Origin of the sequence: Chitinophaga varians (assembly GCF_014529945.1) — a bacterium.
In the GTDB taxonomy this organism is placed as follows: Bacteria; Bacteroidota; Bacteroidia; order Chitinophagales; family Chitinophagaceae; genus Chitinophaga; species Chitinophaga varians.
The window spans coordinates 91,104-113,609 of record NZ_JACVFB010000008.1; the positions used below are offsets into that span (position 1 = coordinate 91,104).

Here is a 22,506-nt window from a genome sequence, read left to right on the forward strand (position 1 = left end):
CAATATAATCCGTCATATATCACCGGATGAAGTCAATTACAAAACTGAGTACAGTTCTGGGCTGTACCAATACCTGCAAAATGTGTATTTTTTCTACCGGTAAACCAGTAGGTTCTTTTGGATCACAGTTCATCGATCACATCTTTATACCCTCTTCCGATCGGGATAGATGTGCCATGCATCAATATTTCTTCGGCGGTATAAGATTCAATTTTATTGACGGACACGATAAAAGAACGATGTACCCGCTTAAACGTACGTGCCGGCAACAGCTCTTCGATCTCGCTGGTGCCCATTTTAGAGATGTATTCCTGTTTGGTGGTTACAATACGAATGTATTCCCGTTGGCTTTCTACATACAATATCTCTGAAAACGGTATCCGCACCCGGCGCTTTTGTACACTTACGAAAATAAAATCCCGCTCTTCCACCACCGCCTTCTTTTGTTCCGCCCTCACCTTGTTCACTGCCGTTAAGAACCGTTCAAATTCAAAAGGCTTCAGCAGGTAATCTGTTACGTTCAGGTTAAAACCTTCTACCGCATACTGATGGTAGGCTGTGGTCACAATCACCGCCGGCGGGTCCACGAGCGTTTTCAGGAAAGCCATCCCCTTCAGTTTAGGCAGATGAATATCGAGAAACATCAGGTCCGTATGCTGCGCCGACAGGAATTCGGATGCCAGCAACGCATCTTTAAACACCTGTTGCAGTTCCAGGAAAGGCACCTGCGAGATGTAGTCAGTGAGCACCTTCGCCGCCAGTGGTTCATCCTCTATGACGATACATTTGATTTTAGACATGGCTTGCCAGATTAATTTTCAATGTGGCGGTGAAGACATAATCACCTCTTTGTACGTCAAGATGATAATCGGTGTAGAGCAGTTCCAGCTGCCGCCGCAGGTTGGAAAGGCCGATCTGTGTATTGTAACTGCCATCTCCTGCCGGTTCTCCTGTGGAGTTTTTTACCACAAAAAGCAGTTGTCTGTTTTTTATAGAGAGATGGATATCTACGAAAGGGCGTTCTCTTGTTTCAGAAGCGCCGTGTTTAAAGGCATTCTCCACCAGCGGGATGAGCAACAACGGAGGCAATGCCTGTTTCACATCTTCCAGATCATGGTTAAAATTGACCCGCAGGGAATCATCATAACGAAGCTTTTCCAAAGCGATATAGTCGTCGATAATCTTCAGGTCCTTTTCCACCGCGATATAAGGCTCGCTGGTTTCGTATAGCATATACCGTAGCATCTTGGACAAACGCAGAATAGATTCCGGCGCCAGGTCAGATTTATCGCGTGCCAGCGAATAGATGTTATTCAGGGTATTGAATAAAAAGTGAGGATTGGTCTGCGATTTCAGATAATTCAATTCCGCCTGCTGGCTGACGATGCGCAGCTGCTGGGCATCTTGTTTTAATTTAATATAATTGAAAAGATGCCGGACGATGGCGAAGAAAGCCACCGCCGCTATACTGTAGCCAATCAGTGCGCCCAGCCGGTCCTCCATAGGAATAGGATTACCCAATGGCGTAAAAATATGCAGGGTGACCCCGAAGGCACGCCACAGGAAAATTCCTATAGAATAGGCAAATACATATGACAGCAGCACCAGGAAACCGTAGAGCGCCCGTTTCCAGCTCAGCCTGGGCAGAGCATGTTCCAACAGCCGGTAGTTGATCACCGATATATAGATGGCCAGCCAGGTTTCATTGACCACCCTCAGCGGAAAATTACTTTCGCCCTGTACCAGGTCCTGTAAAATATTTAACAGCAGGAAAGCTGGTACCAGCCACCGGTACAATTCATATCGTCGTATGTCTGACAGTCTTTTCATCTTGTTATTTAACAGGATAAATGTCGATAAATATTTTCCTATCTCCTAATTACTCCCCGTGCCTGCCCCAACCCTGTCGTTTGTTTACCACAACCCGCTGTTTGTTGACATGGCGCAACGGTAACCGGCCCTGGTACCTAATTTTATATCGCCGGCAACACCATACCCAAACATTTACATTCAACCTTAACAAACATGAACAAGTTTATCCAATTCGGCGAAAGAGTAGACGGTTATGATATTCCGGTATTAAATGAACGGGAGATCAGGGCCGCAGCAGGCATCTTTTTCCTCGCCACTTATACCTCCCTGATGTTTATCGCTTTTGATGGCAACTTTGTGATGCTCAAATATGTGATCTCCCTCTTCCTGCTCGATCTGCTGATCAGGGTGTTTATCAATCCGCGCCTGGCCCCTTCGCTGATACTGGGGCGGCTGATCGTCCGCAACCAGGTACCGGAATATGTAGGCGCGCCACAGAAACGGTTTGCCTGGAGCATAGGCGTGGTACTGTCGGCCTCCATGTTTTACCTCTTCCTGATTATCAACGCCTACAGCCCTATCACCGCCCTGATATGCTTTATATGCCTGTGTTTTCTGTTTTTTGAGGCCGCCTTCGGCATCTGTCTGGGATGCCTTGCCTATCCGCTTTTCTTTAAGAAAGCCGTGCAGCATTGTCCCGGTGAAGTGTGTGAACCCGGCAAGAGACAGGCTATCCAGAAAGTATCCGGCGGACAGCTGGCCATACTGGCATTATTCATCGCCCTACCGGTCCTGGCTTCGCTTTTCTTCCATGAGCATTTTACCAAAGCGCCGCACGCCATGTTTAAATTTTCCAATACGGCTAAAACCAAATAGTCATGCCCTCCTATCCCATGCCCTGCGAAAGCGGACTGGAAGACTATTTCGCTGTCTACCGCAGCCATATCATTGGCCAGCAGCAGATTTTCCATTCCCCTTTCGGGAAAAAACGAATTATCTATGCCGACTGGACCGCCAGCGGTCGCGCCTACGGCCCCATTGAAAACATGATCCGGCAGGAGGTATTGCCGTTTGCCGGTAACACCCACACGCATACCATCGTTACCGGCACGTATATGTCGGAAGCCTATGAAACAGCCAGGCATATCATCAAAACACATGTTAACGCCATGCCTGATGATGTGCTGCTTTTCTGCGGCAGTGGTATGACCAGCGCCGTCAACAAACTACAAAGGATATTAGGCTTGCGGATACCCGTCCGCGCTGCGGATTACCTGCACTACCGCCTGCGCAATGAAACAGCACGGCCGGTGGTATTTATCACACATATGGAACATCACAGCAATCATATCAGCTGGCTGGAAACCATTGCCACCGTGGAAATAATCGGGCATAACGCCGATGGGAACGTAGACCTGCAGCAGTTCAACACGCTGCTGGAACAGTATCAGGACCGTCCGGTTAAAATAGCGGCAGTTACCGCCGCATCCAATGTGACCGGCATCCTGACACCTTATCATGACATCGCGAAAATGATTCATCAGTATGGTGGCTGGTGTTTCGTGGACTTCGCCTGTGCAGCGCCCTACTGCGATGTCAACATGCATCCGGAGGAAGCCGGGGCCGGCCTGGATGCCATCTATTTTTCACCCCATAAATTCCTGGGCGGTCCCGGCACGCCGGGAGTATTGATCTTTAACAAACAGCTTTACCGTAATACCATTCCCGATCACCCGGGCGGCGGTACGGTAGACTATACCAGTCCGTGGCACGAGCATGATTACACTCCCAATATTGAACAGCGGGAAGACGGCGGTACGCCTCCGTTCCTGCAAAGTATCAAAGCGGCGATGTGTATACGGCTGAAAGAGCAGATGCAGGTGCAGCATATCCGGCAGCGGGAAGAAGAGCTGCTGGCCATCATCCTGCCGCGGCTGGCGCGCATACCGCAGTTACAGGTGCTGGAACCGCAGGCCACGCAGCGACTGGGCGTTGTTTCTTTTATGGTGACCGGCGTGCATTACAACCTGATCGTGCGCCTGCTCAATGACCGTTTCGGCATCCAGTTACGCGGCGGCTGCTCCTGTGCCGGCACTTATGGGCACATGCTGCTCCGGGTAGACAAAGACTGGTCGCACGCCATCCGGCAATCTATTCGTTCCGGAGACCTCTCGCATAAACCCGGCTGGGTGAGATTATCTATTCACCCCACCATGTCTAATCGTGAAATTCATTCTATACTGGACGCTATTGAAGCTACCATTCTTCATGTAAAACTGTGGGAAAGAGACTACACCTACGATCCGGCGTCTAATGAATATCATTTCCGGGAAATAGCCATAAAAAAGCCACCACAGCAGGTATTGAGCTGGTTTGATATTACCCGTTGGCATCTTCCCTAAAACAAAAAAGGGTACAATTTCTATCTGACAGGAAGTTGTACCCTGTTGCTGTTAAACCCGCTGAAGCACCGCCAGTAGTTTGTTCAGCCCCCGTTCCCGTTCTGCTATGTACTCATCCCACAATGCCAGTATTTCCGGCAGTAACTCTCTTTCCACAGCAACCTTTGCCAGCTGTTTTACATCGCCATCTACTTTGCCTTCGAGGTACAATTGCCCGAAGGCAACAGCCACGATGGCAGCATTGATACCAGACATATAACGGTAAGCCATATCGCTTTGCGCCAGATAAGGCGCCAGTTTTTCATAAGCTATTTCCTGTATATCAAATTCCGGATAATCCCAGGTCTCAATTTGTTTATGGATAAACAATACCGGGCTCTTAGTGGTGTTTGTTGCCCGCCATGCTGCAAATGCAGCATACGCGTCGGCGCCGTCATCGCTGCCGAAGGGCGCTGTCTCCGATAATACGTCAAAGAAAAACTCATCGTTCATCAGACGTTGGGCAGTGGCATGGGCTTTCTCAAAAGTAGGTGAATAATCTTCCATTTTTTTATGATATAGGTATAGATAATGGGTACAAGGTATCTGTACCTGAAAATAGGTTTTTTTCGTAGATTACCACCGTAAACGACCGTACGCCATTCCCTATTACCCATAAAAAAGAACCTACAGTTATCATGACAGAGGCCCGAAAACAGGAAATAGCAGCATCCTTCCCGGACACATTTGACACTAACAGACTTGATATTGAAATATCCATCAATGAATTCGGTCTATTTGAAAAAGGATTTTTCGCCAGGGATATGGACGAGAAGTGGGATATATTCGTATTAGATAACATTCTCTATTTCGCCCGAAGCTGGACGGGACTTTGTGTTTACAGGATTTTCACGCAGCGACTGACCTCCAGTGTAATTTTATCCGAATTTCATCTCAATCGAAGTGTTGTTCAGCAAAACGACTTTGATCCCGGCTTCTATACTGCCCTTTTAAAGAAAGTCCTGCAGATGTATCTTACAAGAGAATACTTTAAGCCCTGAACCAACTGTTTGCAGCCACCAAACGGCCGGATGCTTAAAATAATACCAGGTTTATTGAATTTAAAGCCTACCTTTGGCCAATTACAAGGCTCCTGCCTGCAGCTTCTTCTGATTTAGTCTGGATCAATTCTTTTCTTCCTCAGTCTTCGCTTTTCCAGCTGCCATATTCCTCATGTTTTAAATTTTACACTCATGAACATTTTCGTTGGCAATTTAAGCAGCCAGACAACTGAACAGCAGTTGACAGCCCTGTTTTCCCCTTTTGGTATTGTACAGAATGCTAAAATAATCATGGACAATTACACAGACCGCTCCAGAGGCTTTGGTTTCGTGGAAATGCCGGATAACGGCGAGGCTACACGCGCCATCAGCGACCTGAACGGTACGGCTGTCGATTCACAGGCGATCGTTGTTAATGAGGCCCGGCCCAGAACTGAAAGAGAACGCTTCCCAAGGTCCAGGTACTAATTATTAGTCCTTTTCCTTTTAATAAACAGATTTCGACAACAGGTTATGTCAACATAACCTGAAGGGGCAATTACGCAATAATGCGATTTAACTAAAACCAGTTCAATATGGGTGATTCTTTTTCCAAAAAAGAAAACAGAAACAAAAAAGCGAAAGCGAAACAAGACAAGGCGCAAAGAATGAAGGAGCGAAAGTTGAATAATGACAAAGGCAAGAGCCTGGAAGACATGCTGGCGTATGTCGATGAAAACGGCAACCTTACTGACACTCCTCCAAGAGAAACCCGGAAAACGGAAATAGATTCAAAAGACATCGTGATCGGCGCCACCCCACGGCCTCCGGAAGACCCCATCAGAACAGGTATGATTACTTTCTTTAACACCGCCAAAGGATTTGGATTCATTACGGACGATAAATCCAGGGAAAGTATATTCTTCCATATTAATGAGGTGTCCGAACCTGTAAAAGAGAGAGACAAAGTATCTTTCATCCGGGAGAGAAACGCCAAAGGCTACAACGCCACGGCGGTGAAGAAAGTTGGTCCCGGTACCAAAAGCACCCTCTGAACCATCCGTATTTATTGAAATAAACCTGAGATTACCAGAAGCCAGTTGACAATATTATACCGAACTACAGGTATAAATGTTGTTATCCGGCTTCCGTATTTTCAGGCGTGCCTGGGCTGATAAGCCAGCCGGATGACCTTTAAGTAAGACAATAACCGGATGACATGATATACCGGGTCCACCTCAAACCAACGCTGTCCGAAGTTTACAGAAGATGGATGTTTGTGATGGTTATTATGATAGGACTCCCCCAACATTAATACATCCACGAATAACAGGTTCATGGCCGTATTCCTCAACCGGAAATTGATATAACCATATTTGTGTGCAAACCAGTTAACAATGGCCCCGTGAAAAGCCCCCATCGTCACCACAATCGGCAACAACAAATACTGCCACGGATTGGTGGCAAATACAACAAAGAACAACACATAAGCAGCTACCCATAACAACCGGGAAAGCGTACTATTGGCCCACCTGTCAAACCATCTCCACTCCGGGAGATTTTTGGTGTAGCGGTCTTCCACTTCCACAGTATTGTGAAGAATCTGCTGATAGGCTGTTCTTGTGCTCCACATCATCGAAAAAATATTGGACGAGTTGGAAGGCGAATGCGGGTCCAACTCTGTATCTGTATGTGCATGGTGCAACCTGTGCATCACGCCATAAGCCCGGGGACTCATATATGACGAGCCTTGCGTGATATAAGTAAACAGGAAGAAAAACCGCTCCCACCCTTTACTCATGGTAAATGCCCCATGTGCTGCATATCTGTGCTGGAAAAACGTTTGCGAAAATAACGAAAGGTACCAGACGGCACCGAAAAAGATGAATACCACCATATTTGAAATTTTTTTAAGCGGGAAATAAATCTCAAATATGCCAGTAGAATAAATGAAAATATAAAGCGCTATCCAATGAGTAAGATGGTAAATGTAGCCCTTTAGTTGTTAAGAAAACGGTAAATAGCTATCTTCAAAAAAAATCAGGTACTAATTTTTACAGCAATGATGAAACATATGAAACAATTGACATTGGTATTAGGGTTATGCATAGCCAGTCTGGCAGGATTTTCACAATCATCCAACGCTATCAACGGACAATGGCTTAATCCGGAAAAAGACGGTAAAGTGGAGATTTACGAGTCTTCCGGAAAATATTACGGTAAACTGGTATGGATGAAAGACCCGTACGAAGCAGATGGAAAAACGCCCAGGAAGGACACCAAAAACAAAGATGCCAAACTGCGGGAGCGTTCTATTATGAACCTGGTGATACTGACCGGCTTCAAATTTGAAAAAGGGAAATGGGTAGACGGTGAAGTCTACGATCCTAAAAGTGGCAAGACATACAGCAGTATCATGACGCTGAAAGGGGATAAACTGGAACTCAGAGGATACATCGGTACGCCGTTGCTGGGCAGGACCGCAATATTCACGCGGCCATAGCGCACCTATGCAATTATTAACCTCCTCTGTGCCCATTTTAACCCATTTATCCATCATCGGTAATTGTTGATTATTTTTAACGCTCTTAAATCATCACCAAGTGTTTTCAAAGGAGACTTATACCAACAGAAGAACCCGGCTGCAAACTGATTTGGGCAGCGGTATTATTTTATTGCCCGGCAATGACGACAGCGGCATGAACTACCGGGATAATATCTATCCTTTCCGGCAAGACAGCGCCTTCCTGTATTTCATCGGCATCGACAGGCCCGGACTCACATTTGTACTGGACATTGATAATAACCGGGAAATATTATTCGGCAATGAAGCCACCGTGGAAGAGATCATGTGGACAGGCCCCGTAGATTCGCTGGCAGCAACGGCTTCCCGCGCAGGGGTGACAGACATAAGACCGCTGTCGCAGCTGGAAAATTTTCTGGCGCAGGCCGTACAGCAACAACGGCCGGTACATTTCCTGCCACCCTACCGGCCGGAACATACCCTGAAGCTCTCCGCCTGGCTGGATATTCCGGCAGCAGCGGTAGCGCAGCGTGTATCCGTTACGTTAATAAAAGCAGTCATCCGTCAGCGTGCCATCAAAACGGCCGAAGAAATAGCGCAGATAGAGATCGCCGTGAATACCACGATAGACATGCAGCTCAAAGCCATGGAACTGGCCGCTGCCGGTGTCACCGAAACGGAGATCGCCGGTGGGCTGCAGGCCGTGGCCATCGCTGCCGGCGGTAATATATCCTTTCCCGTTATCCTGACGGCCAACGGGCAGTTCCTGCACAACCATCCGCATAAAACGGCCTTCCGCGACGGCCAGTTGGTACTCTGCGACTGTGGCGCCGAAAACACCATGCGATATGCAGGCGATCTTACCCGTACCCATCCCGTGAACAAAAAATTCACCACCACCCAGCGGGAAGTCTACGACATCGTATACAACGCCTATAAAGCCGCCGCTGATGCTGTAAGGCCCGGCATCCGTTTTAAAGACGTTCACCTCCTGGCCTGCGAACAACTCGCAGCCGGACTGATCTCCCTCGGCCTGATGAAAGGCAATGCCCAAGAGGCCGTGGCAGCAGGCGCCCACGCGCTCTTCTTCCCCTGTGGCCTCGGACATATGCTCGGACTCGATATCCACGACATGGAAGGCCTGGGCGAAGAATATGTAGGCTATACAGATGAACTGAAGAAAAGTAAGGACTTCGGATTAAAGTCGCTCCGCCTCGGCCGCGAACTGGAAGAAGGCTTTGTGTTCACGATAGAACCGGGCATCTACTTCAATCCCCTCCTCAACGCCGCCTGGGAAGCGGAAGGTAAACACCGCGATTTTATCTGTTATGATAAACTGGCCGCCTACGACAATTTCGGCGGCGTACGGCTGGAAGACAACTTCCTGATCACCGCCAACGGCAGCCGCATCCTCGGACGCCCCTTCGCTAAGACCGCGACCGAAATCGAAGACCTCATCGCTTAAATACATGCCCGGGACTAACATCCCGGGCTACTTTATAAATACACGTTTATACATGAAAAATACCCTGTGGCTGCTGCCGCTCCTATTATTATTCGCCTGCAATACAGGCAGGGAAAAGGACCACGAGAAACAACAACTGGACCAGCTGGCACAACAGTACGTGCGCCTCGGACTGAATATCGGTCAATATGATACCGATTTTGTGGACGCCTACTACGGACCAGACTCCCTGAAGCCTGCTTCCAAAAAGGATTCGTTCCCGAAAGACAGCTTCCTCGCAGCAGTGGACACGCTCAAAAAGGCGTTGCATGACATCGCCGGTACCACCACCAATGATACGCTGCGCGTGCGCGCCAATTGGATCACGCAGCAGCTCACCGCTTTCGGTCGGCGTATCCGCATATTCTCCGGTGAATACAAATCATTTGACGAAGAATCCAAAGAGTTGTTCGGCGCAGTAGCTCCCGTATACCCGGAAGAACATTATCAGCTGCTTATCTCGGAGCTGGACAGCCTCCTGCCCGGGAAAGGACCGGTAGCGGCGCGTTTTCAGCAACTGGCCAACCGCTTCGTTATCCCGGCGGACAAACTGGACACCGTCTTTAAAACAGCTATTGCCGAAGCGCGCAAACGCACCTTGCAGCATTACCCGCTCCCCCCTTCTGAGAATTTTACGCTGGAATACGTTAGCGGCAAGCCCTGGATGGGCTACAACTGGTACAAAGGAAAATACCAGAGCCTTATCCAGGTGAGCGCCGATCTCCGCATTTTTATAGAGAAAGCCATCGACCTCGGCTGCCATGAAGGTTATCCCGGTCACCATGTATACAATATGCTGCTGGAAAAAAACCTGTACCACGACAAAGGCTGGATAGAAATATCCCTGTATCCGCTCTTCAGCCCACAGTCGCTGATTGCAGAAGGCAGCGCCAACTATGGCATTGAACTGGCGTTCCCTGGTGAAGAGAAAACTACCTATACCAAAAATGTATTGCTGCCGCTGGCCGGCCTCGATACTACCGGCATCACCACCTATTTCAAGGCGCTGGACATCAAAGGCCGTCTCAATTACGCCCGTAATGAGGTAGCCAGGGGCATGCTGAACGGTACCATGAACGATTCCTCCGCCGTGCAGTGGTTGCTGAATTACACGCTGCTCAATCAGGAGGCAGCCGGAAAAGGATTACAGTTCATCCGCAAAAACCGTAGTTATGTGATCAACTACAATTATGGCCAGGAGCTGATCAAAAACTATATCGATGCTAAAACTCCCGCCGGACAGCCGGAGAAAAGATGGGACGCTTTCGGCTATTTGCTGAGCAACCAGATTACACCGGCAGACCTGATCAAAGCAGGAGCTGGTAAATAAACAGATGACCTAAAAGAGAAACCCCTTGCAAACGCTTGTCTGCAAGGGGTTTCTCTTTATTTGTTTATTGGTTTATTTGTTTATTGGTTTATTTAAGCTGAAAAGTTTGGGCCAGTTCTTTACATTCTTTCCATAACGCAGGTTTGTCATCATCAATATATCCTAAAAAGTAAGCAGCAGATTGCGTATTTCCTAACACCAACAGATACACGTTTTGGGAGGTACCATCCAGTTCCATGTTCATCGTGATCTCATAAGCAGGCTTTCCCTGAATGCTGACCACTTTCTCTGTCCGGGCTTTTACGACCACCACAGCCTCTACCCGCTTCATAAGCGCTCTGGCACAAGTTTTCATGTCTTCTACACGTGGCATGGCCGGCAGCGGGCCCATTGTTGTTACAACATTATGTTGAGCATCCCCTTTACCATCTTCCGTATAATAAAAAACACCGGCAGCATCTTTTCTAAACTGAAAAGCGGAACGCGTAAAATCAAGGGTATAATTCCTTAAAGCGGCATCATCCAGCTTGACGGACTTATCAACTATTATTGTCTTTAGTGCATTGACAATTTCCTCCCTGTCGACCGTATTATTTTCCGGCATTTCACACAACGCCGCCACCAAAAAACTATCATCACCCGTCACTAAGCTTATCTTCTCTACTTTTTGTTTTCTGACTTTTCCATATTGGATATTGGCCAGATGATCATTTAGCATAAAGTTTTTCTGGAAAAAAGTCACGGCCGCAGGGGTCTCTTTTGGCGCCATCGCCAGGTCCTTCTCCTTATCAAGTGCCCGTCCCCGTGACTCTATCAACATGATATCCGCTCCATCTGCTTTTCTGATAGTGGTCCCGGAAACCGTATACCCTTTTGGTATCACCATGAAAATCCTTGTTCCCGGTATTTGCTGGTGCTCCGTTGTTCTGGAGGTACTGACAACCTTGGGGATGTCGAGCGTGCGGTCTGTGCTGGTACAGGCATTTAATACAAACAATAATGCTACAAGCGGTAATATTTGTTTCATAGATATATTTAGGATAACCGTAAGATAATAAAATATCCCTTTAGCCGATTTTTTAGCAGAAAGTCCGACCTTTCCGTTTCATTCGTTAACCTGTAAAAACGATCCTGCATGGAAGTCATTATTCGGGATTTTAATATCGATGATACCACCTCCCTCGCCGGTTTAACCCATCAGCTGGGATACCCTACCACCGCGGCGGAAATGAGCGCCCGCATGGAGATGATCTCCCAAAATCCCGATTACAAAACAGCCGTGGCGGTATTAGGAAGTAACGTTGTCGGATATGTGGGCATCAACCGGCAGTGGTTCTGGGAACAAAACGGTTGTTTTGTGAGGATCCAGGGGATTTGAAGCCGTATCAACCGGATACAGAAAAAAGATCACTGTCGATTAATGTTTGTTCATCACTGAAGAATTCGGTCCGGCTTCTTTGCAGTTAAACAATTAATATAAGGAGGACGTTGTCTTAAAAAAGGCAACGTCCTCCAATTATGTCGCAAACAGCCCGCTAAATTGTCCTACGCTGCCTCCCTCCAAATGCTATCTTCTTAGCATCTTTGTTGTGCTGAAATCAACAGCCAATAAATGGAGCAGCAACCATTTCAAAAACGGGCGGAACCGAAAAGCCACATGAGTAGGAAACCAAAAACATATCTCATGTCAAACAATACTGTTTCACTGCACAGAGTCCTGAAGACAACTCCGGAGAAAGTATATCGTGCGTTTATCGAACCACTGGCCCTCGCTGCCTGGCTGCCTCCTTATGGCTTCCTCTGCACCGTTCATGAACTGGACGCAAAAGCAGGTGGTAAACACCGCGCCTCTTTCCACAACTTCACTACCGGTAACGGCCATTCTTTTGGCGGCACTTACCTGGAACTGAAGCCCGGAGAGCTGGTGAAATACACCGATAAATTTGAAGATCCCAACCTGCCGGGAGAAATGACGACCACCGTATCGCTTCGGAAAACAATAGCCGGCACAGAAATAAAAATTACACAGGAAGGAATTCCCGCTGTCATCCCTGTAGAGATGTGTTATCTGGGTTGGCAGGAATCGTTGGAGAAACTGGCGAAATTAGTGGAGCCCGAGATACCGGATGCATGATTTTCAGGAAAGTACTTATCACACCAAAGCCGCATCAATCCAATGATTTATGTGGCTTTCGTTATTTTATGACCTATGCCCGTTTCGTGTATACCCGCATGGCCAACGCATAAGCCACGAGCATAATACCGAGGCACCAGGCGAGTGCCAGCCAGATCTCGCCACCAACCGGCTGTCCGGACAACAGTGCGCGTATCGCTTCCACCATCGGGGTCAATGGCTGGTTTTCCGCAAAAGCACGAACGCCGGCAGGCATCGTCTTAGTGGGCACAAACGCAGAGCTGACCAGTGGCAGAAAGTGGATAGGATAGGCAATAGCACTGGCGCCATCTACTGATTTGGCAGACAATCCGGCTATCGCCGCCACCCAGGTGAGCGCGAGGGTGAACATGGCGAGTATACCGCCCACAGCCAACCATGACAGCACGCCGGCGGGTGAACGAAACCCCATGAGCAGCGCCACCAGTACAATCACCGTGACAGACATCACGTTAGACACCAGGGAGGTCAGCACATGTCCCCACAACGCCGCGGAACGCGCAATGGGCATGGAGTTGAAACGTTCAAATATGCCCCGCTGCACATCGGTAAACAGCCGGAAAGATACATAGCCGATGCTATTGGCCACGGCGATCAGTAGTATACCGGGCAACAGATAATTCACATAATTATCCGTGCCTGTCTGGATAGCGCCCCCCAATACATACACGAACAGCAGCATCATGGCTATCGGCATAATGGTAACGGTAATGATAGTGTCCATGCTGCGAAAAACATGGCGCATGGAACGACCCAGCATCACGCCCATGTCTGCGAGATAATTGTTTCTTATTGCTTCCATTATATTTCAGTTTTTTGGCCAATAATATTGAGAAAAATTTCTTCCAGCGTCGGCTGTTTTTCAACGTACTCCACTTTGGCGGGCGGGAACAATTTCTTCAGTTCCTGCAGCGTATCATTCACAATGATCCGGCCCTTGTGAAGGATCGCGATCCTGTCGGCCAGCTGTTCGGCCTCCTCCAGGTATTGCGTGGTCAGAAACACCGTGGTACCGCTACCGGCCAGCTCTTCAATGATCTTCCATACTTCCAGGCGGCCTTCGGGGTCCAGGCCGGTGGTGGGCTCATCGAGGAATATCACGGGTGAGTTGCCCACCAGGCTCATGGCGATGTCCAGCCGGCGGCGCATACCGCCGGAATAACCAGATGCCCGGCGATGGGCCGCGTCTGTAAGGCCGAAACGTTGCAGCAGGCTATCGGCGATCAGGTCCGGATGAGGAAGATGCCGCAGCCGGGCCATCATCAACAGGTTCTCCCGCCCGGTCAATACCTCGTCCACCGCGGCAAATTGTCCGGTCAGGCTGATCGACTGCCGCACCTGCTGAGGTTGTGACGTTACATCAAATCCGTTGACAGTGACCTTCCCGCTGTCTTGTTTCAGCAGCGTGGCCAGTATCCGGACGATCGTCGTTTTGCCGGCCCCGTTAGTGCCCAACAGCGCGAAAATACTCCCCTTCTTTACCTCTAAATCCACGCCTGTCAGCACAGGGAGATTCTTGTAAGACTTTTTTAATCCCTTTACAGAGATCGCGTTTCCATTTTGTGACATGTGATTGTTTGCTATGCTGTTAACAATGTGATACCACTGACGTCCGCTTTTCCGTTTTTCAGAAACTCGTACGTTATGCGGTCAGCCTGGCATTCAACGAACCGAAGTTGCTTCAGGCTTCTGCATTTAAAGAATGTATTTGTCAGGATGGTGTTCTGGAAGGTCACCTTCGAAAAGGCACAGTTATCAAAAGAACAGTCCGCTAACACCCCTTCAAACACCAGATCGGTGATAGAAGAGCGAATAAACGAAGTACCATTCAGGATGGCATTCACCATCGTACTTTTCTGAAAACTGCTGGATTTGAAAGTTGCCCCGGTCAGATCCGTCCCGGAGAAATTGCAGCTTTTAATATGGCTCCCGGAAAACTCCGCCCCTTTCAGCGAACAGTCCTTAAAGATATTCGTGTCCAGATGAGAGCTTTGGAAATGGCTGTTGCTGATATCAGAACCGGAAAAATCGCAGCTAACGATATGATTGCCTTTTAAAAGCAACTCCGACAGCTCCGACCCGATGAATTTGCAGCGCTGCATGTTGGAGGAACTGAATTTTTCATGCAGGTGCTTCAACCCGGAAAAGTCAGCATCCACCCAGTTGCCCATGGACATGTTCCAGCTGTGTTTATTTTCCGGCTTCGCGGGTGGCAACTCCGCTGCCGGCTCCTCCAAAAATTCCCTGGCTACAGCATCAGCGGTGGCCGACTGGAAATGCTCCGAGAAATAGTTGAGGTCCACCCCCAACATTTGCGCCACCCGGTTCATGGTAATAATGTCCGGGATCGATTCACCCCGCTCCCATTTCCCGACAGCCTGCGGACTGATGAAGAGCTGCTGAGCCAGTTGCGCCTGCGACATATTGATTGCTTTGCGTGCCTGGGCGATTTTGTTACCGATGATCTTAGTTTCCATTGATTTGTTTTTTTCGATACAGCAAAGATATTTGGGTTCTTTTTCAGAAGCGGTAAAAACGCCGCTCCTCTTGGTTGTATAACCGCTACTTAGGGTTGTATTTTAACAACCACTGGTTGTATAAGGTTGATTTTTAACAATTTAGATTTTCAATACTTTCACCGCCCCGCTCCTGCTTTTGGTAAGGCCCGTTATAAAATACAGACGGCTGGCAGGAAATTTCCTGCCAGCCGTATCGAACAACTGCTTATAGCCGTTTATGAATCGGAGGGGTACCAAGCCGTCCTCGTCATAATAATCATATATTAATCGGATACTTTCTCGTACTCCAGCGTACCTGTCTTATCGTTACTGATGATTCTTTTCCTGGCATCAAAATACTCTACCTTAAACTTCAGTGAGATGATGCTGATTTTAATAGTGAGGTAGTCATTTTCTGGTGACAATGTCCATGACCCCTTACGGCTTTTGCTGCCGTTGATCCCCTGAAAAACGCCACCTTCCACAAATACCTGATAGGTATCCTTGGGTTCTGTGACTACTCCGTCTTTCGTTTCCTTCACCAGTTTCCATTTTCCAATCAGTTCTTTTGAGGTTTGGGCTTTCGTTACCAGGCCTGCAACGGTGAGCACCAGCAATAAAAATAGTTGTTTCATCTTTTTTTATAAAAATAATGCTTTTTATGGTTTCACAATCGTAGTGCATCCACCTGATAACTGAGGAGAACAGGGCCTCCAAACGCAGCGACCGATATCCGGCCAGAGGCAGCATGCCCCGGGAGCCGTAATTTTGCTGTTTTTTATTATCTTAAAGTACCAAATTGAGAAAACCGAACCTTACAGATCCAATTCCCCATGCGCAAATTTTCATATCTATCCGCTGGCCTGTCTTTTTGTGGCTGTTGTATTATTGTATGCCTTTTACTAACTGTGATTCCTTGTTATGCCCAACAACAGGATACTACCCACCGCAGTGAAAAACAAAAAGCCGACAGCACTGCCTCCGGTTTTGTAGAGGGGCTAAAGCAATTTGGAAAATCAGCATCGAGAAAGTCAGTTGAAGCATTTGCGGCAGAGAAGGTTGCGCATCGTCAGGAACAAATCTTTGACGAAACCAACAGGATACTCCAGCGGGCCAAAAACTACCTGCGGGCAGGCATCGACACCAACCACATGAAAAGTTCCCTGCAGAAGATAAAAACATGGTCGGAGCTGGCGGGAGACGGTATATTCACCAACAGGGGCAGCGCCCAATCATATCGCAACCTTACCAATTCCTACAATCTGTTGCTCGTTCTGCAAAAACAAGTGACAGCGATAAAGACGGTATTGGACAGACACCATACCAATCTGACCTCTTTCTCCTATGAACTGGATTCATTATCTACCGATCCTGCCATTTTTACATTCCCTAACGATTCGGCCCAACTGGTCAAATACATCAAAAAGATGAGAACTGTTGCCCATGGACTTGCTCCCATAGACAGTTTACTGAAACAGGCCACTATTAGCATTGGGGAGTTACGGGAACCCACCAATACGTTGTTGTTTGACATCAACACTAAAATGGAAGAAATAGAGCATTACCAGCTGGCTATTTACGCCAAAACTTTTGACAGCGAGTTTCCCGCCTTATGGCAGCCGGCACGGGAGGCCAGGTCATTACGTGAAATTTTGTATTACTCCCGGGAGAAAACATTGTTAACCTTTCAATTTTATGTTGCCGATAATAAGGGCAAGGTCTTCATAACCCTTCTCCTGGTGTGTTTCGCTACGTTTTATATTAGCACGCTGAAGACAATGAGCGCCAAATCAGCCTACACACAAACCGAAAACAGATTGTTATTCCGGTTTCCGCTGTTATCGGCAATCATTGTTGTACTCAGTTTATTCCAATTTCTGTTTGTTGCGCAACCGTTTCTTTTTACCTGTTTGTGCTGGTCGCTGCCGGCCCTTTCACTGGCTTTTGTTTTTCGGGGCTTTATCAGCCGGTATTGGATGCGTTTCTGGCTGTCTCTGCTGGCATTGTTCTTTTTGGCCTGTCTGGACAACCTGATACTACAGGCATCCCGGCCGGAGCGTTGGTTGATGCTGCTGTTGGCGCTCGCCGGAATAGCACTGGGTACTTCGGCACTGTCTAAACGTAACAGAGCTGCGCTGAAAGAGCAATGGATCGTTTACGCCATTGGCCTGATGATCTTACTGGAACTGGCTGCCATCGTGGCCAACCTGACCGGGCGTTACAATTTGTCTAAAACATTGCTGACAAGCGGATATTTTAATGCTGTCATCGCCATCCTTTTTCTCTGGACAGTACGGATTATCAATGAAGCACTGGAAGTAAGTACTATTGTATACACCGTTTCAGAGCCGGCATCTATGTATATCAATTTCCAGAAGGTAGGAAACCGCGCCCATCCACTCTTCTATCTCCTGCTGATTATTGGCTGGTGCGTATTATTTGGCCGCAACTTCTACGCCTTCAAATTAATGACCGACCCATTCCAGGCCTTCCTTTCCGCAGAGCGGCAGGTAGGAGAATTTACCTTTACTATCAACAACATCATCTTGTTTGTGGCCATAGTCATGCTGTCTGTTATTATATCCAGGATCGTCTCTTTCTTTGCTTCCGACAGAAGTTTCTCTGCCAGCGGCACCGCCGCAAAGGCGCGGGTGGGTCTGGGCAGCTGGATATTACTCATTCGAATTTCCATTATCACCCTTGGTGTATTATTTGCCTTCGCCGCCGCAGGTATTCCGATGAACCGCGTAGCCCTGTTTCTCGGCGCCATCGGAGTAGGCGTCGGTTTAGGCCTGCAGTCGCTGGTCAACAATCTGGTGAGTGGACTGATCATCGCATTCGAGAAACCCATTAACGTAGGAGATATCATTGATATCAAAGAACAATCCGGGACCGTAAAATCAATTGGTTTTCGCAGCAGTACCATTTCCACCTGGGATGGGGCCGATCTTATCATGCCGAACGGAGACTTATTGACGGCCCATCTGCTCAATTGGACCGCCAACGGCCATAAACGCAGAATGACGATAGCAGTAGGCGTATCCTATGACACAGACCTTGACAAAGCCACAGAGGTCCTGACAACGCTCCTTCATCAGGACAAACGGATACTGACCACCCCGTCACCTAAGGTACTTTTCAGAGAGTTTAATCAAAGTTCGATTGATATCCAGTTGCTGTTCTGGGTGCGCAGCCTTAAAGAAGCCGTCGACATTAAAAGCGACCTGATTGCCGCTATCACCCAGGCATTCCGCCAGCATCACATTGTTATTCCTTTCCCCCAACAGGATGTGCATATTTTCCCGCAAGATCAGCAGGGTACGGCTGATGCGGGGTGACCACCCCGCATCAGGTGTTTTTAGTTCCTTCTAATACCCATATTCTATTTTAGTAATAATAATAGGAGCCGATGCCGGCAATGCCCATGGGTCCTGATTGGGATCAACGCGGTCAGAATAATTAACGATGCTGAACCTGGGCTCCTGAAGGAACTCGTCGACCCATGTCTTGTACCAATAGGCATCTGATTCGGATACCGCCCTGAATAGTTCCCGCCTCGCCGGTACACGGAATACCGCGGTATATAGTTTGCCGGTTTCCGAATAGGCCGCAGAGACGGTATCGGTCACATAACTACCAATAGTATAGTGCAAAGCCACTTTGAAACTATCCGTTGTGGGGTTAAACGGATTGACGATGATCTTGTCATTGCCACTTTTAGTCATCAAACCGGTGAAGTTGCTTCCTGCAAAGGTGACGCGGATTTCCTTAATACCGGGTTGCGTTGTCAGCTCCAATGAGCTTCTAAGGTCCCAGACAAATGCCGGTTGTTTCAGGATAAGATAAAGGTAGCTCCTTTTAGCAGGCAGGAAACCCGCGTCTGATGCGAAGGCGGGCAAATTACCGACAATATCCTTTACCGTATACCTCGACACCCCTGTTTCAAGTATGGAACTACCAGTGGTAATATTCGGATTCTCCCAATAAAGCTGATTATTCATGCCGTAGATGTTCATCTCGTCTGTTACCATACGGGTAACAGATGTACTATTGACATCGGCAGCATTTCGGACCTGTATATAGGGATTGTTTTCATTGTTTCTTAAAATACCGGTAAAGGTGCTGATCCCTGTGGGATAGACAGTGTTTTCAAACGCCGCCCCCGGCATCACCTGCGATTGGACAACAGCACTGCTATCCGCTTCCCTAAAACTCAGCATGCCACTGAATTTACCATCGCCGCCTGTTAAGCTGCCATCGTAAAAGCGGACGAGCGCACCGTTCCATCTGTCGGCATTGGCAACTGCCTCCGCCACTGAAACGGATACAATTTTCACGATACCTTTACCGATATGCTGTATACGGGAAAGCGGAACATCTTTTAAGACCACCTCTCCGTGCTGCCGCTGCAGCTTCTGGCCTGAGGCGTTGATCGCCACCCAATCGCCGGGATTAAAAGGGGAGATGGAATCCAGCAGCACCACGATCCCTGCAGTATCCTGACCATCGCTTTGCAGGATAATGGTTTTGGGATCGGTGTTCTTTCCTTCCCGGTCAGAAATCACTACGCCTGTTATCTGTTTGCCGTCGGCCCCGTCCGGCAAACGTACCTCCGCAGCTACGCTCAGGGCTTTCAATTGGGTAATGCTGATGGTTTTGGCGCCAAAGGCGGCGGGACTGAGGTCTGGTGCGTCGGTCTTCGTACAGGCGGCAAACAGAAAGGATGTAATGACCAGCACTGACAGCATCTTGTTGTATGTTATATAATTCATTGATATCAATTTTACCTGATTACCACAGTTGTCTTAAGCCGGTACGCAGATTGGCTGTAACGGTCCTGGTGCTGTAGTTAATAGTTTTGTCCTGGTTTATACCAACCGGTACTTTAAACTGATGAGTATTTTTAAAGCCCTGTACAGCGAGTACATAACCATGTCCTCCATTGGCCGGCACGGCAGTATTTATCAGCTCCTGCCCCGTAACGGCATCGTAGAAACGCAGGCCCAAAAGTCCGTTCGATGCCTCTTTAGTATTGAACAGGATGATATCGGTGGCTTGTCCGTAGGTGAGTATCCCCGGCACTTTCGCCTCATTCAGACTGCCGTCGCGCGATACGCTGCGGCAACGTAGCGGCCCTGCATCTGGCGCCTGATGCAGTATATAAAGCGCAACCATACTGGTATCGGTTTGGGAAGCTCCATTCAATTGTACCCGGAGTAATTGAAAAGCGGGTTCCTGCTCTTCTGCCGTCAACGGTTTATCTGCGAGATAAAACAGCGCCTGCGCACCGCGATTAAGCGTAACGGCACTATCGATCAGCATCCTGTTGGGCAGGATACCTTCCATCGTAGTAGCAGTATCGGGGACCATATAGTTAAACCGGAATTGATGCGCACCATCCCTAAAACTGGTATACACAATGGCCGGCACCGAACTGTATACGGTGGGATATTCCAGTTTTTGCGGGCTGGAACTCAGGTTTAAAAAAGGAATCATTCCACTTCTTTTCACCACCGGAACATCCACAAACAACCCGATGCCTCCCATATTATATAATGCCAGCACATCGGAAGAAGAATAAAAATTCGCTTTGCTGCTATTCCCGTTTTCGGGCACCACCGGCTGTATCTCCTTATTACAGGCCGATATCAGCATCACCATACAATACCCGACAAGCACATAGAAACGTGTTCTCATGATGTTATTTTAAAATGGTCTTTACAATTTTTTTACGTCCATCGGCGGTGGCATACAAATGACCTTCCTCATCGTAATTCAGCAACTGATCAGAGAATATGCTTCTCGGTTTACCGGGCGCGTCAAAAGGTTCAAAGGCAAAGCCGGACAAATCGGCTGTCGGTGCATATTGATAGGTACGGTCTTCTGTAAAATCAAAGGCCATCCATTTGGGGCCGCCTACCAACGGTGCCATATTCCCACTGCCCATACCTAATGGTTTTCCATCCAGATACTGATACAGCAGGAATATCAGCTTCCGGCCCGGCCGGGGTAAAAAGCCGAAACCGGTTTCCGGAGCACTGTTGTTTCCCAGGTAACTGTTGAAATTAATTCTGACACCACTCAAAGCACCGGTGTAACTGTTAGGTAAGATGCCTGTCTGCTCTCCCTGTATTTTTACCGTTTTGATCATTGCCCTGCTTTGCAGATCGTATAGCATTAGTTTGTTGTAACCCGGTACGTACATCACTGATTCATCCGGCAGTATAAGCGGCAATACCGGTGTATAAGGATTCTCCGGATCACTCATGTCCACTCCCGGCAGCTCCGCCGGCGACATGCCTGTCCGGAACTGATAACTCAACATACCATCTGCACTGTTGTATTTTGCCACGGCGCCATAATCCTTTTCCTGTCCCCACAGCAGGCCGGGCGTCACCACAAAGACATTGCCTTTGCTGTCAGGGTAGATGGCTTTCACCTTCACATTCACCTGCCCGATTTCGCCTGAATAAGGAGCGGTATAGGTGTGGGTATGGTTTAATACTTTGACGGTTTTAGCAGCCAGGTCGGCTTCCGCAAAAATGAAGCTCGTATCTGTCTGCACGGATACCCAGGCTTTTGTTCCCTGTGGATTCACTCCGCCGGCTGTAAACGTTTTAATATGATACAATCCGCCGGTCAACTGTTCGTTTGTCAGCAGCGTTTCGGTGGTACCATCTTTCTTAATATGCTGAAGATTACCGGTGGTAACTTCATAAAAGTACAGGTCTCCTTTCCCATTGACACAATGCAGGAATACATTGTAAGGGCTGGTCACATCAGCATGTACCGCAAGTGACAGTCCCTTTTTAAAACTGCCTTCGCCATAGCGTCCATAGATGTTGATACTTGCCGCGTTAATGGTATGTCCTCCCGAAGTAATGGTTACCGGAATATTGGCGCCGGAGCCCATGTTATCCGTTATCAGCACTTTCACCCAATCCATGGGGATGTTGGCACTGTCGCCGGTGAAAGGCCTGAAGTGAAGGCTGTCTGCCACCACAATCACTGCATCCTCCTGACCAATCTTTATCTTCAGCCCATTGTTAGGCTGTAGTCTGCCTGTTATAGTCATGGTATCGCCAACGGTATAACTGGCGCGATAGCTGTATCCTGTCTGATAGCTTACCTGCGGTAAGGTATCCAGCGTGTTTTTGAAATTATCTGTTTTATAACAGGAGCTCAATAAGCAACTCCCCAGTAACAGTCCTGTTAACTGATGTATGATGCTATACTTCATGTAG

At 48.1% G+C, this 22,506-nt stretch carries 23 protein-coding genes; 11 read left to right on the plus strand and 12 right to left on the minus strand.

From position 1 onward, the window contains the following. Positions 1–122: 122 nt before the first annotated feature. Both ICL55_RS31350 and ICL55_RS31355 read right to left on the minus strand, forming a co-directional pair. A complete protein-coding gene (locus tag ICL55_RS31350; protein WP_188105256.1) occupies positions 123–800 on the minus strand; it encodes a LytR/AlgR family response regulator transcription factor in 678 nt (225 codons plus the stop codon). Continuing rightward, positions 793–1,830: a sensor histidine kinase gene (locus ICL55_RS31355; protein WP_188105258.1), complete on the minus strand. Its 1,038-nt coding sequence runs from the start codon at positions 1,828–1,830 to the stop codon at positions 793–795. Before ICL55_RS31355 ends, ICL55_RS31350 begins: the two co-directional genes overlap by 8 nt. 195 nt (positions 1,831–2,025) lie before the next feature. On the opposite strand from ICL55_RS31355, the gene ICL55_RS31360 reads away from it, so the two are divergent. Together ICL55_RS31360 and ICL55_RS31365 are read left to right on the plus strand one after the other, a co-directional pair. Beyond that, positions 2,026–2,688 carry a DUF4395 domain-containing protein gene (locus ICL55_RS31360; RefSeq protein WP_188105260.1) on the plus strand — a complete coding sequence of 221 codons (663 nt, stop codon included), beginning with the start codon at positions 2,026–2,028 and terminating at the stop codon, positions 2,686–2,688. Positions 2,689–2,690: 2 nt separating this feature from the next. Further along, positions 2,691–4,214 (plus strand): aminotransferase class V-fold PLP-dependent enzyme, encoded by a 1,524-nt coding sequence (locus tag ICL55_RS31365; protein WP_188105262.1) that lies wholly within the window; start codon positions 2,691–2,693, stop codon positions 4,212–4,214. A gap of 51 nt (positions 4,215–4,265) precedes the next feature. On the opposite strand, the gene ICL55_RS31370 is transcribed toward ICL55_RS31365, so the two are convergent. Next, positions 4,266–4,760 (minus strand): hypothetical protein, encoded by a 495-nt coding sequence (locus tag ICL55_RS31370; protein ID WP_188105264.1) that lies wholly within the window; start codon positions 4,758–4,760, stop codon positions 4,266–4,268. 131 nt (positions 4,761–4,891) lie between these two features. Here ICL55_RS31370 and ICL55_RS31375 point away from each other — a divergent pair, with 131 nt between their 5' ends. The 3 genes from ICL55_RS31375 to ICL55_RS31385 all read left to right on the plus strand — a co-directional run bounded on the left by ICL55_RS31375 (position 4,892) and on the right by ICL55_RS31385 (position 6,288). Further along, positions 4,892–5,254, plus strand: a complete 363-nt coding sequence (locus tag ICL55_RS31375) for a hypothetical protein (protein ID WP_188105266.1) — start codon at positions 4,892–4,894, stop codon at positions 5,252–5,254. 192 nt (positions 5,255–5,446) lie between these two features. Next, positions 5,447–5,722 carry an RNA recognition motif domain-containing protein gene (locus tag ICL55_RS31380; protein WP_188105268.1) on the plus strand — a complete coding sequence of 92 codons (276 nt, stop codon included), beginning with the start codon at positions 5,447–5,449 and terminating at the stop codon, positions 5,720–5,722. Positions 5,723–5,829: 107 nt separating this feature from the next. Beyond that, on the plus strand, positions 5,830–6,288 hold the full coding sequence (locus ICL55_RS31385; protein WP_188105271.1) for a cold-shock protein: 459 nt from the start codon (positions 5,830–5,832) through the stop codon (positions 6,286–6,288). A 101-nt stretch (positions 6,289–6,389) separates the two neighbouring features. On the opposite strand, the gene ICL55_RS31390 is transcribed toward ICL55_RS31385, so the two are convergent. Next, entirely contained in the window at positions 6,390–7,130 is a 741-nt protein-coding gene (locus ICL55_RS31390; protein WP_188105272.1) for an acyl-CoA desaturase, read from the minus strand. A gap of 165 nt (positions 7,131–7,295) precedes the next feature. On the opposite strand from ICL55_RS31390, the gene ICL55_RS31395 reads away from it, so the two are divergent. From ICL55_RS31395 to ICL55_RS31405, 3 genes are all read left to right on the plus strand, one after another. After that, complete coding sequence (locus ICL55_RS31395; RefSeq protein ID WP_223151658.1) at positions 7,296–7,736, plus strand: DUF2147 domain-containing protein; 441 nt, start codon at positions 7,296–7,298, stop codon at positions 7,734–7,736. Positions 7,737–7,836: 100 nt separating this feature from the next. After that, positions 7,837–9,222, plus strand: coding sequence for an aminopeptidase P N-terminal domain-containing protein (locus tag ICL55_RS35610; RefSeq protein ID WP_188105275.1), 1,386 nt, complete (start codon positions 7,837–7,839; stop codon positions 9,220–9,222). Between the two features lie 52 nt (positions 9,223–9,274). Beyond that, positions 9,275–10,591 carry a hypothetical protein gene (locus ICL55_RS31405; protein ID WP_188105277.1) on the plus strand — a complete coding sequence of 439 codons (1,317 nt, stop codon included), beginning with the start codon at positions 9,275–9,277 and terminating at the stop codon, positions 10,589–10,591. Positions 10,592–10,679: 88 nt separating this feature from the next. Here the strand turns inward: ICL55_RS31405 and ICL55_RS31410 are convergent, their stop codons facing one another. Continuing rightward, positions 10,680–11,618, minus strand: a complete 939-nt coding sequence (locus ICL55_RS31410) for a hypothetical protein (protein WP_188105279.1) — start codon at positions 11,616–11,618, stop codon at positions 10,680–10,682. A gap of 108 nt (positions 11,619–11,726) precedes the next feature. On the opposite strand from ICL55_RS31410, the gene ICL55_RS31415 reads away from it, so the two are divergent. Next, on the plus strand, positions 11,727–11,969 hold the full coding sequence (locus ICL55_RS31415) for a hypothetical protein (RefSeq protein WP_188105281.1): 243 nt from the start codon (positions 11,727–11,729) through the stop codon (positions 11,967–11,969). A 306-nt stretch (positions 11,970–12,275) separates the two neighbouring features. Then, a complete protein-coding gene (locus tag ICL55_RS31420) occupies positions 12,276–12,725 on the plus strand; it encodes an SRPBCC family protein (protein ID WP_188105283.1) in 450 nt (149 codons plus the stop codon). 73 nt (positions 12,726–12,798) lie between these two features. Here the strand turns inward: ICL55_RS31420 and ICL55_RS31425 are convergent, their stop codons facing one another. The 4 genes from ICL55_RS31425 to ICL55_RS31440 form a co-directional block, all read right to left on the minus strand. Next, positions 12,799–13,566, minus strand: coding sequence for an ABC transporter permease (locus tag ICL55_RS31425; protein WP_188105285.1), 768 nt, complete (start codon positions 13,564–13,566; stop codon positions 12,799–12,801). Further along, complete coding sequence (locus ICL55_RS31430; protein WP_188105287.1) at positions 13,566–14,333, minus strand: ABC transporter ATP-binding protein; 768 nt, start codon at positions 14,331–14,333, stop codon at positions 13,566–13,568. Before ICL55_RS31430 ends, ICL55_RS31425 begins: the two co-directional genes overlap by 1 nt. Positions 14,334–14,344: 11 nt before the next feature. Then, the gene (locus ICL55_RS31435; RefSeq protein ID WP_188105289.1) at positions 14,345–15,241 is read right to left on the minus strand and encodes a pentapeptide repeat-containing protein; all 897 of its coding nucleotides are present in this window, start codon (positions 15,239–15,241) and stop codon (positions 14,345–14,347) included. Between the two features lie 305 nt (positions 15,242–15,546). Beyond that, on the minus strand, positions 15,547–15,897 hold the full coding sequence (locus tag ICL55_RS31440) for a hypothetical protein (RefSeq protein ID WP_188105291.1): 351 nt from the start codon (positions 15,895–15,897) through the stop codon (positions 15,547–15,549). A gap of 273 nt (positions 15,898–16,170) precedes the next feature. Here ICL55_RS31440 and ICL55_RS31445 point away from each other — a divergent pair, with 273 nt between their 5' ends. After that, complete coding sequence (locus ICL55_RS31445; RefSeq protein WP_343067906.1) at positions 16,171–18,600, plus strand: mechanosensitive ion channel family protein; 2,430 nt, start codon at positions 16,171–16,173, stop codon at positions 18,598–18,600. Between the two features lie 30 nt (positions 18,601–18,630). Here ICL55_RS31445 and ICL55_RS31450 read toward each other — a convergent pair whose 3' ends face one another. Genes ICL55_RS31450 through ICL55_RS31460 form a run of 3 tightly spaced genes read right to left on the minus strand, consistent with a single transcriptional unit; the run spans position 18,631 to position 22,502 of the window. Then, on the minus strand, positions 18,631–20,034 hold the full coding sequence (locus ICL55_RS31450; protein ID WP_188105296.1) for a DUF5689 domain-containing protein: 1,404 nt from the start codon (positions 20,032–20,034) through the stop codon (positions 18,631–18,633). A 19-nt stretch (positions 20,035–20,053) separates the two neighbouring features. Beyond that, positions 20,054–20,959 carry a hypothetical protein gene (locus ICL55_RS31455; RefSeq protein ID WP_188105298.1) on the minus strand — a complete coding sequence of 302 codons (906 nt, stop codon included), beginning with the start codon at positions 20,957–20,959 and terminating at the stop codon, positions 20,054–20,056. A gap of 4 nt (positions 20,960–20,963) precedes the next feature. Further along, positions 20,964–22,502, minus strand: coding sequence for a hypothetical protein (locus ICL55_RS31460; RefSeq protein WP_188105300.1), 1,539 nt, complete (start codon positions 22,500–22,502; stop codon positions 20,964–20,966). Between the last annotated feature and the right edge of the window lie 4 nt (positions 22,503–22,506).

What these genes read in the sequence shown, in the direction of transcription:
- ICL55_RS31350 (WP_188105256.1), bottom strand. Translation starts at nt 800, where the DNA reads ATGTCTAAAATCAAATGTATCGTCATAGAGGATGAACCACTGGCGGCG.
- ICL55_RS31355 (WP_188105258.1), bottom strand. Translation starts at nt 1,830, where the DNA reads ATGAAAAGACTGTCAGACATACGACGATATGAATTGTACCGGTGGCTG.
- ICL55_RS31360 (WP_188105260.1), top strand. Translation starts at nt 2,026, where the DNA reads ATGAACAAGTTTATCCAATTCGGCGAAAGAGTAGACGGTTATGATATT.
- ICL55_RS31365 (WP_188105262.1), top strand. Translation starts at nt 2,691, where the DNA reads ATGCCCTCCTATCCCATGCCCTGCGAAAGCGGACTGGAAGACTATTTC.
- ICL55_RS31370 (WP_188105264.1), bottom strand. Translation starts at nt 4,760, where the DNA reads ATGGAAGATTATTCACCTACTTTTGAGAAAGCCCATGCCACTGCCCAA.
- ICL55_RS31375 (WP_188105266.1), top strand. Translation starts at nt 4,892, where the DNA reads ATGACAGAGGCCCGAAAACAGGAAATAGCAGCATCCTTCCCGGACACA.
- ICL55_RS31380 (WP_188105268.1), top strand. Translation starts at nt 5,447, where the DNA reads ATGAACATTTTCGTTGGCAATTTAAGCAGCCAGACAACTGAACAGCAG.
- ICL55_RS31385 (WP_188105271.1), top strand. Translation starts at nt 5,830, where the DNA reads ATGGGTGATTCTTTTTCCAAAAAAGAAAACAGAAACAAAAAAGCGAAA.
- ICL55_RS31390 (WP_188105272.1), bottom strand. Translation starts at nt 7,130, where the DNA reads ATGGTGGTATTCATCTTTTTCGGTGCCGTCTGGTACCTTTCGTTATTT.
- ICL55_RS31395 (WP_223151658.1), top strand. Translation starts at nt 7,296, where the DNA reads ATGATGAAACATATGAAACAATTGACATTGGTATTAGGGTTATGCATA.
- ICL55_RS31405 (WP_188105277.1), top strand. Translation starts at nt 9,275, where the DNA reads ATGAAAAATACCCTGTGGCTGCTGCCGCTCCTATTATTATTCGCCTGC.
- ICL55_RS31410 (WP_188105279.1), bottom strand. Translation starts at nt 11,618, where the DNA reads ATGAAACAAATATTACCGCTTGTAGCATTATTGTTTGTATTAAATGCC.
- ICL55_RS31415 (WP_188105281.1), top strand. Translation starts at nt 11,727, where the DNA reads ATGGAAGTCATTATTCGGGATTTTAATATCGATGATACCACCTCCCTC.
- ICL55_RS31420 (WP_188105283.1), top strand. Translation starts at nt 12,276, where the DNA reads ATGTCAAACAATACTGTTTCACTGCACAGAGTCCTGAAGACAACTCCG.
- ICL55_RS31425 (WP_188105285.1), bottom strand. Translation starts at nt 13,566, where the DNA reads ATGGAAGCAATAAGAAACAATTATCTCGCAGACATGGGCGTGATGCTG.
- ICL55_RS31430 (WP_188105287.1), bottom strand. Translation starts at nt 14,333, where the DNA reads ATGTCACAAAATGGAAACGCGATCTCTGTAAAGGGATTAAAAAAGTCT.
- ICL55_RS31435 (WP_188105289.1), bottom strand. Translation starts at nt 15,241, where the DNA reads ATGGAAACTAAGATCATCGGTAACAAAATCGCCCAGGCACGCAAAGCA.
- ICL55_RS31440 (WP_188105291.1), bottom strand. Translation starts at nt 15,897, where the DNA reads ATGAAACAACTATTTTTATTGCTGGTGCTCACCGTTGCAGGCCTGGTA.
- ICL55_RS31450 (WP_188105296.1), bottom strand. Translation starts at nt 20,034, where the DNA reads ATGAATTATATAACATACAACAAGATGCTGTCAGTGCTGGTCATTACA.
- ICL55_RS31455 (WP_188105298.1), bottom strand. Translation starts at nt 20,959, where the DNA reads ATGAGAACACGTTTCTATGTGCTTGTCGGGTATTGTATGGTGATGCTG.
- ICL55_RS31460 (WP_188105300.1), bottom strand. Translation starts at nt 22,502, where the DNA reads ATGAAGTATAGCATCATACATCAGTTAACAGGACTGTTACTGGGGAGT.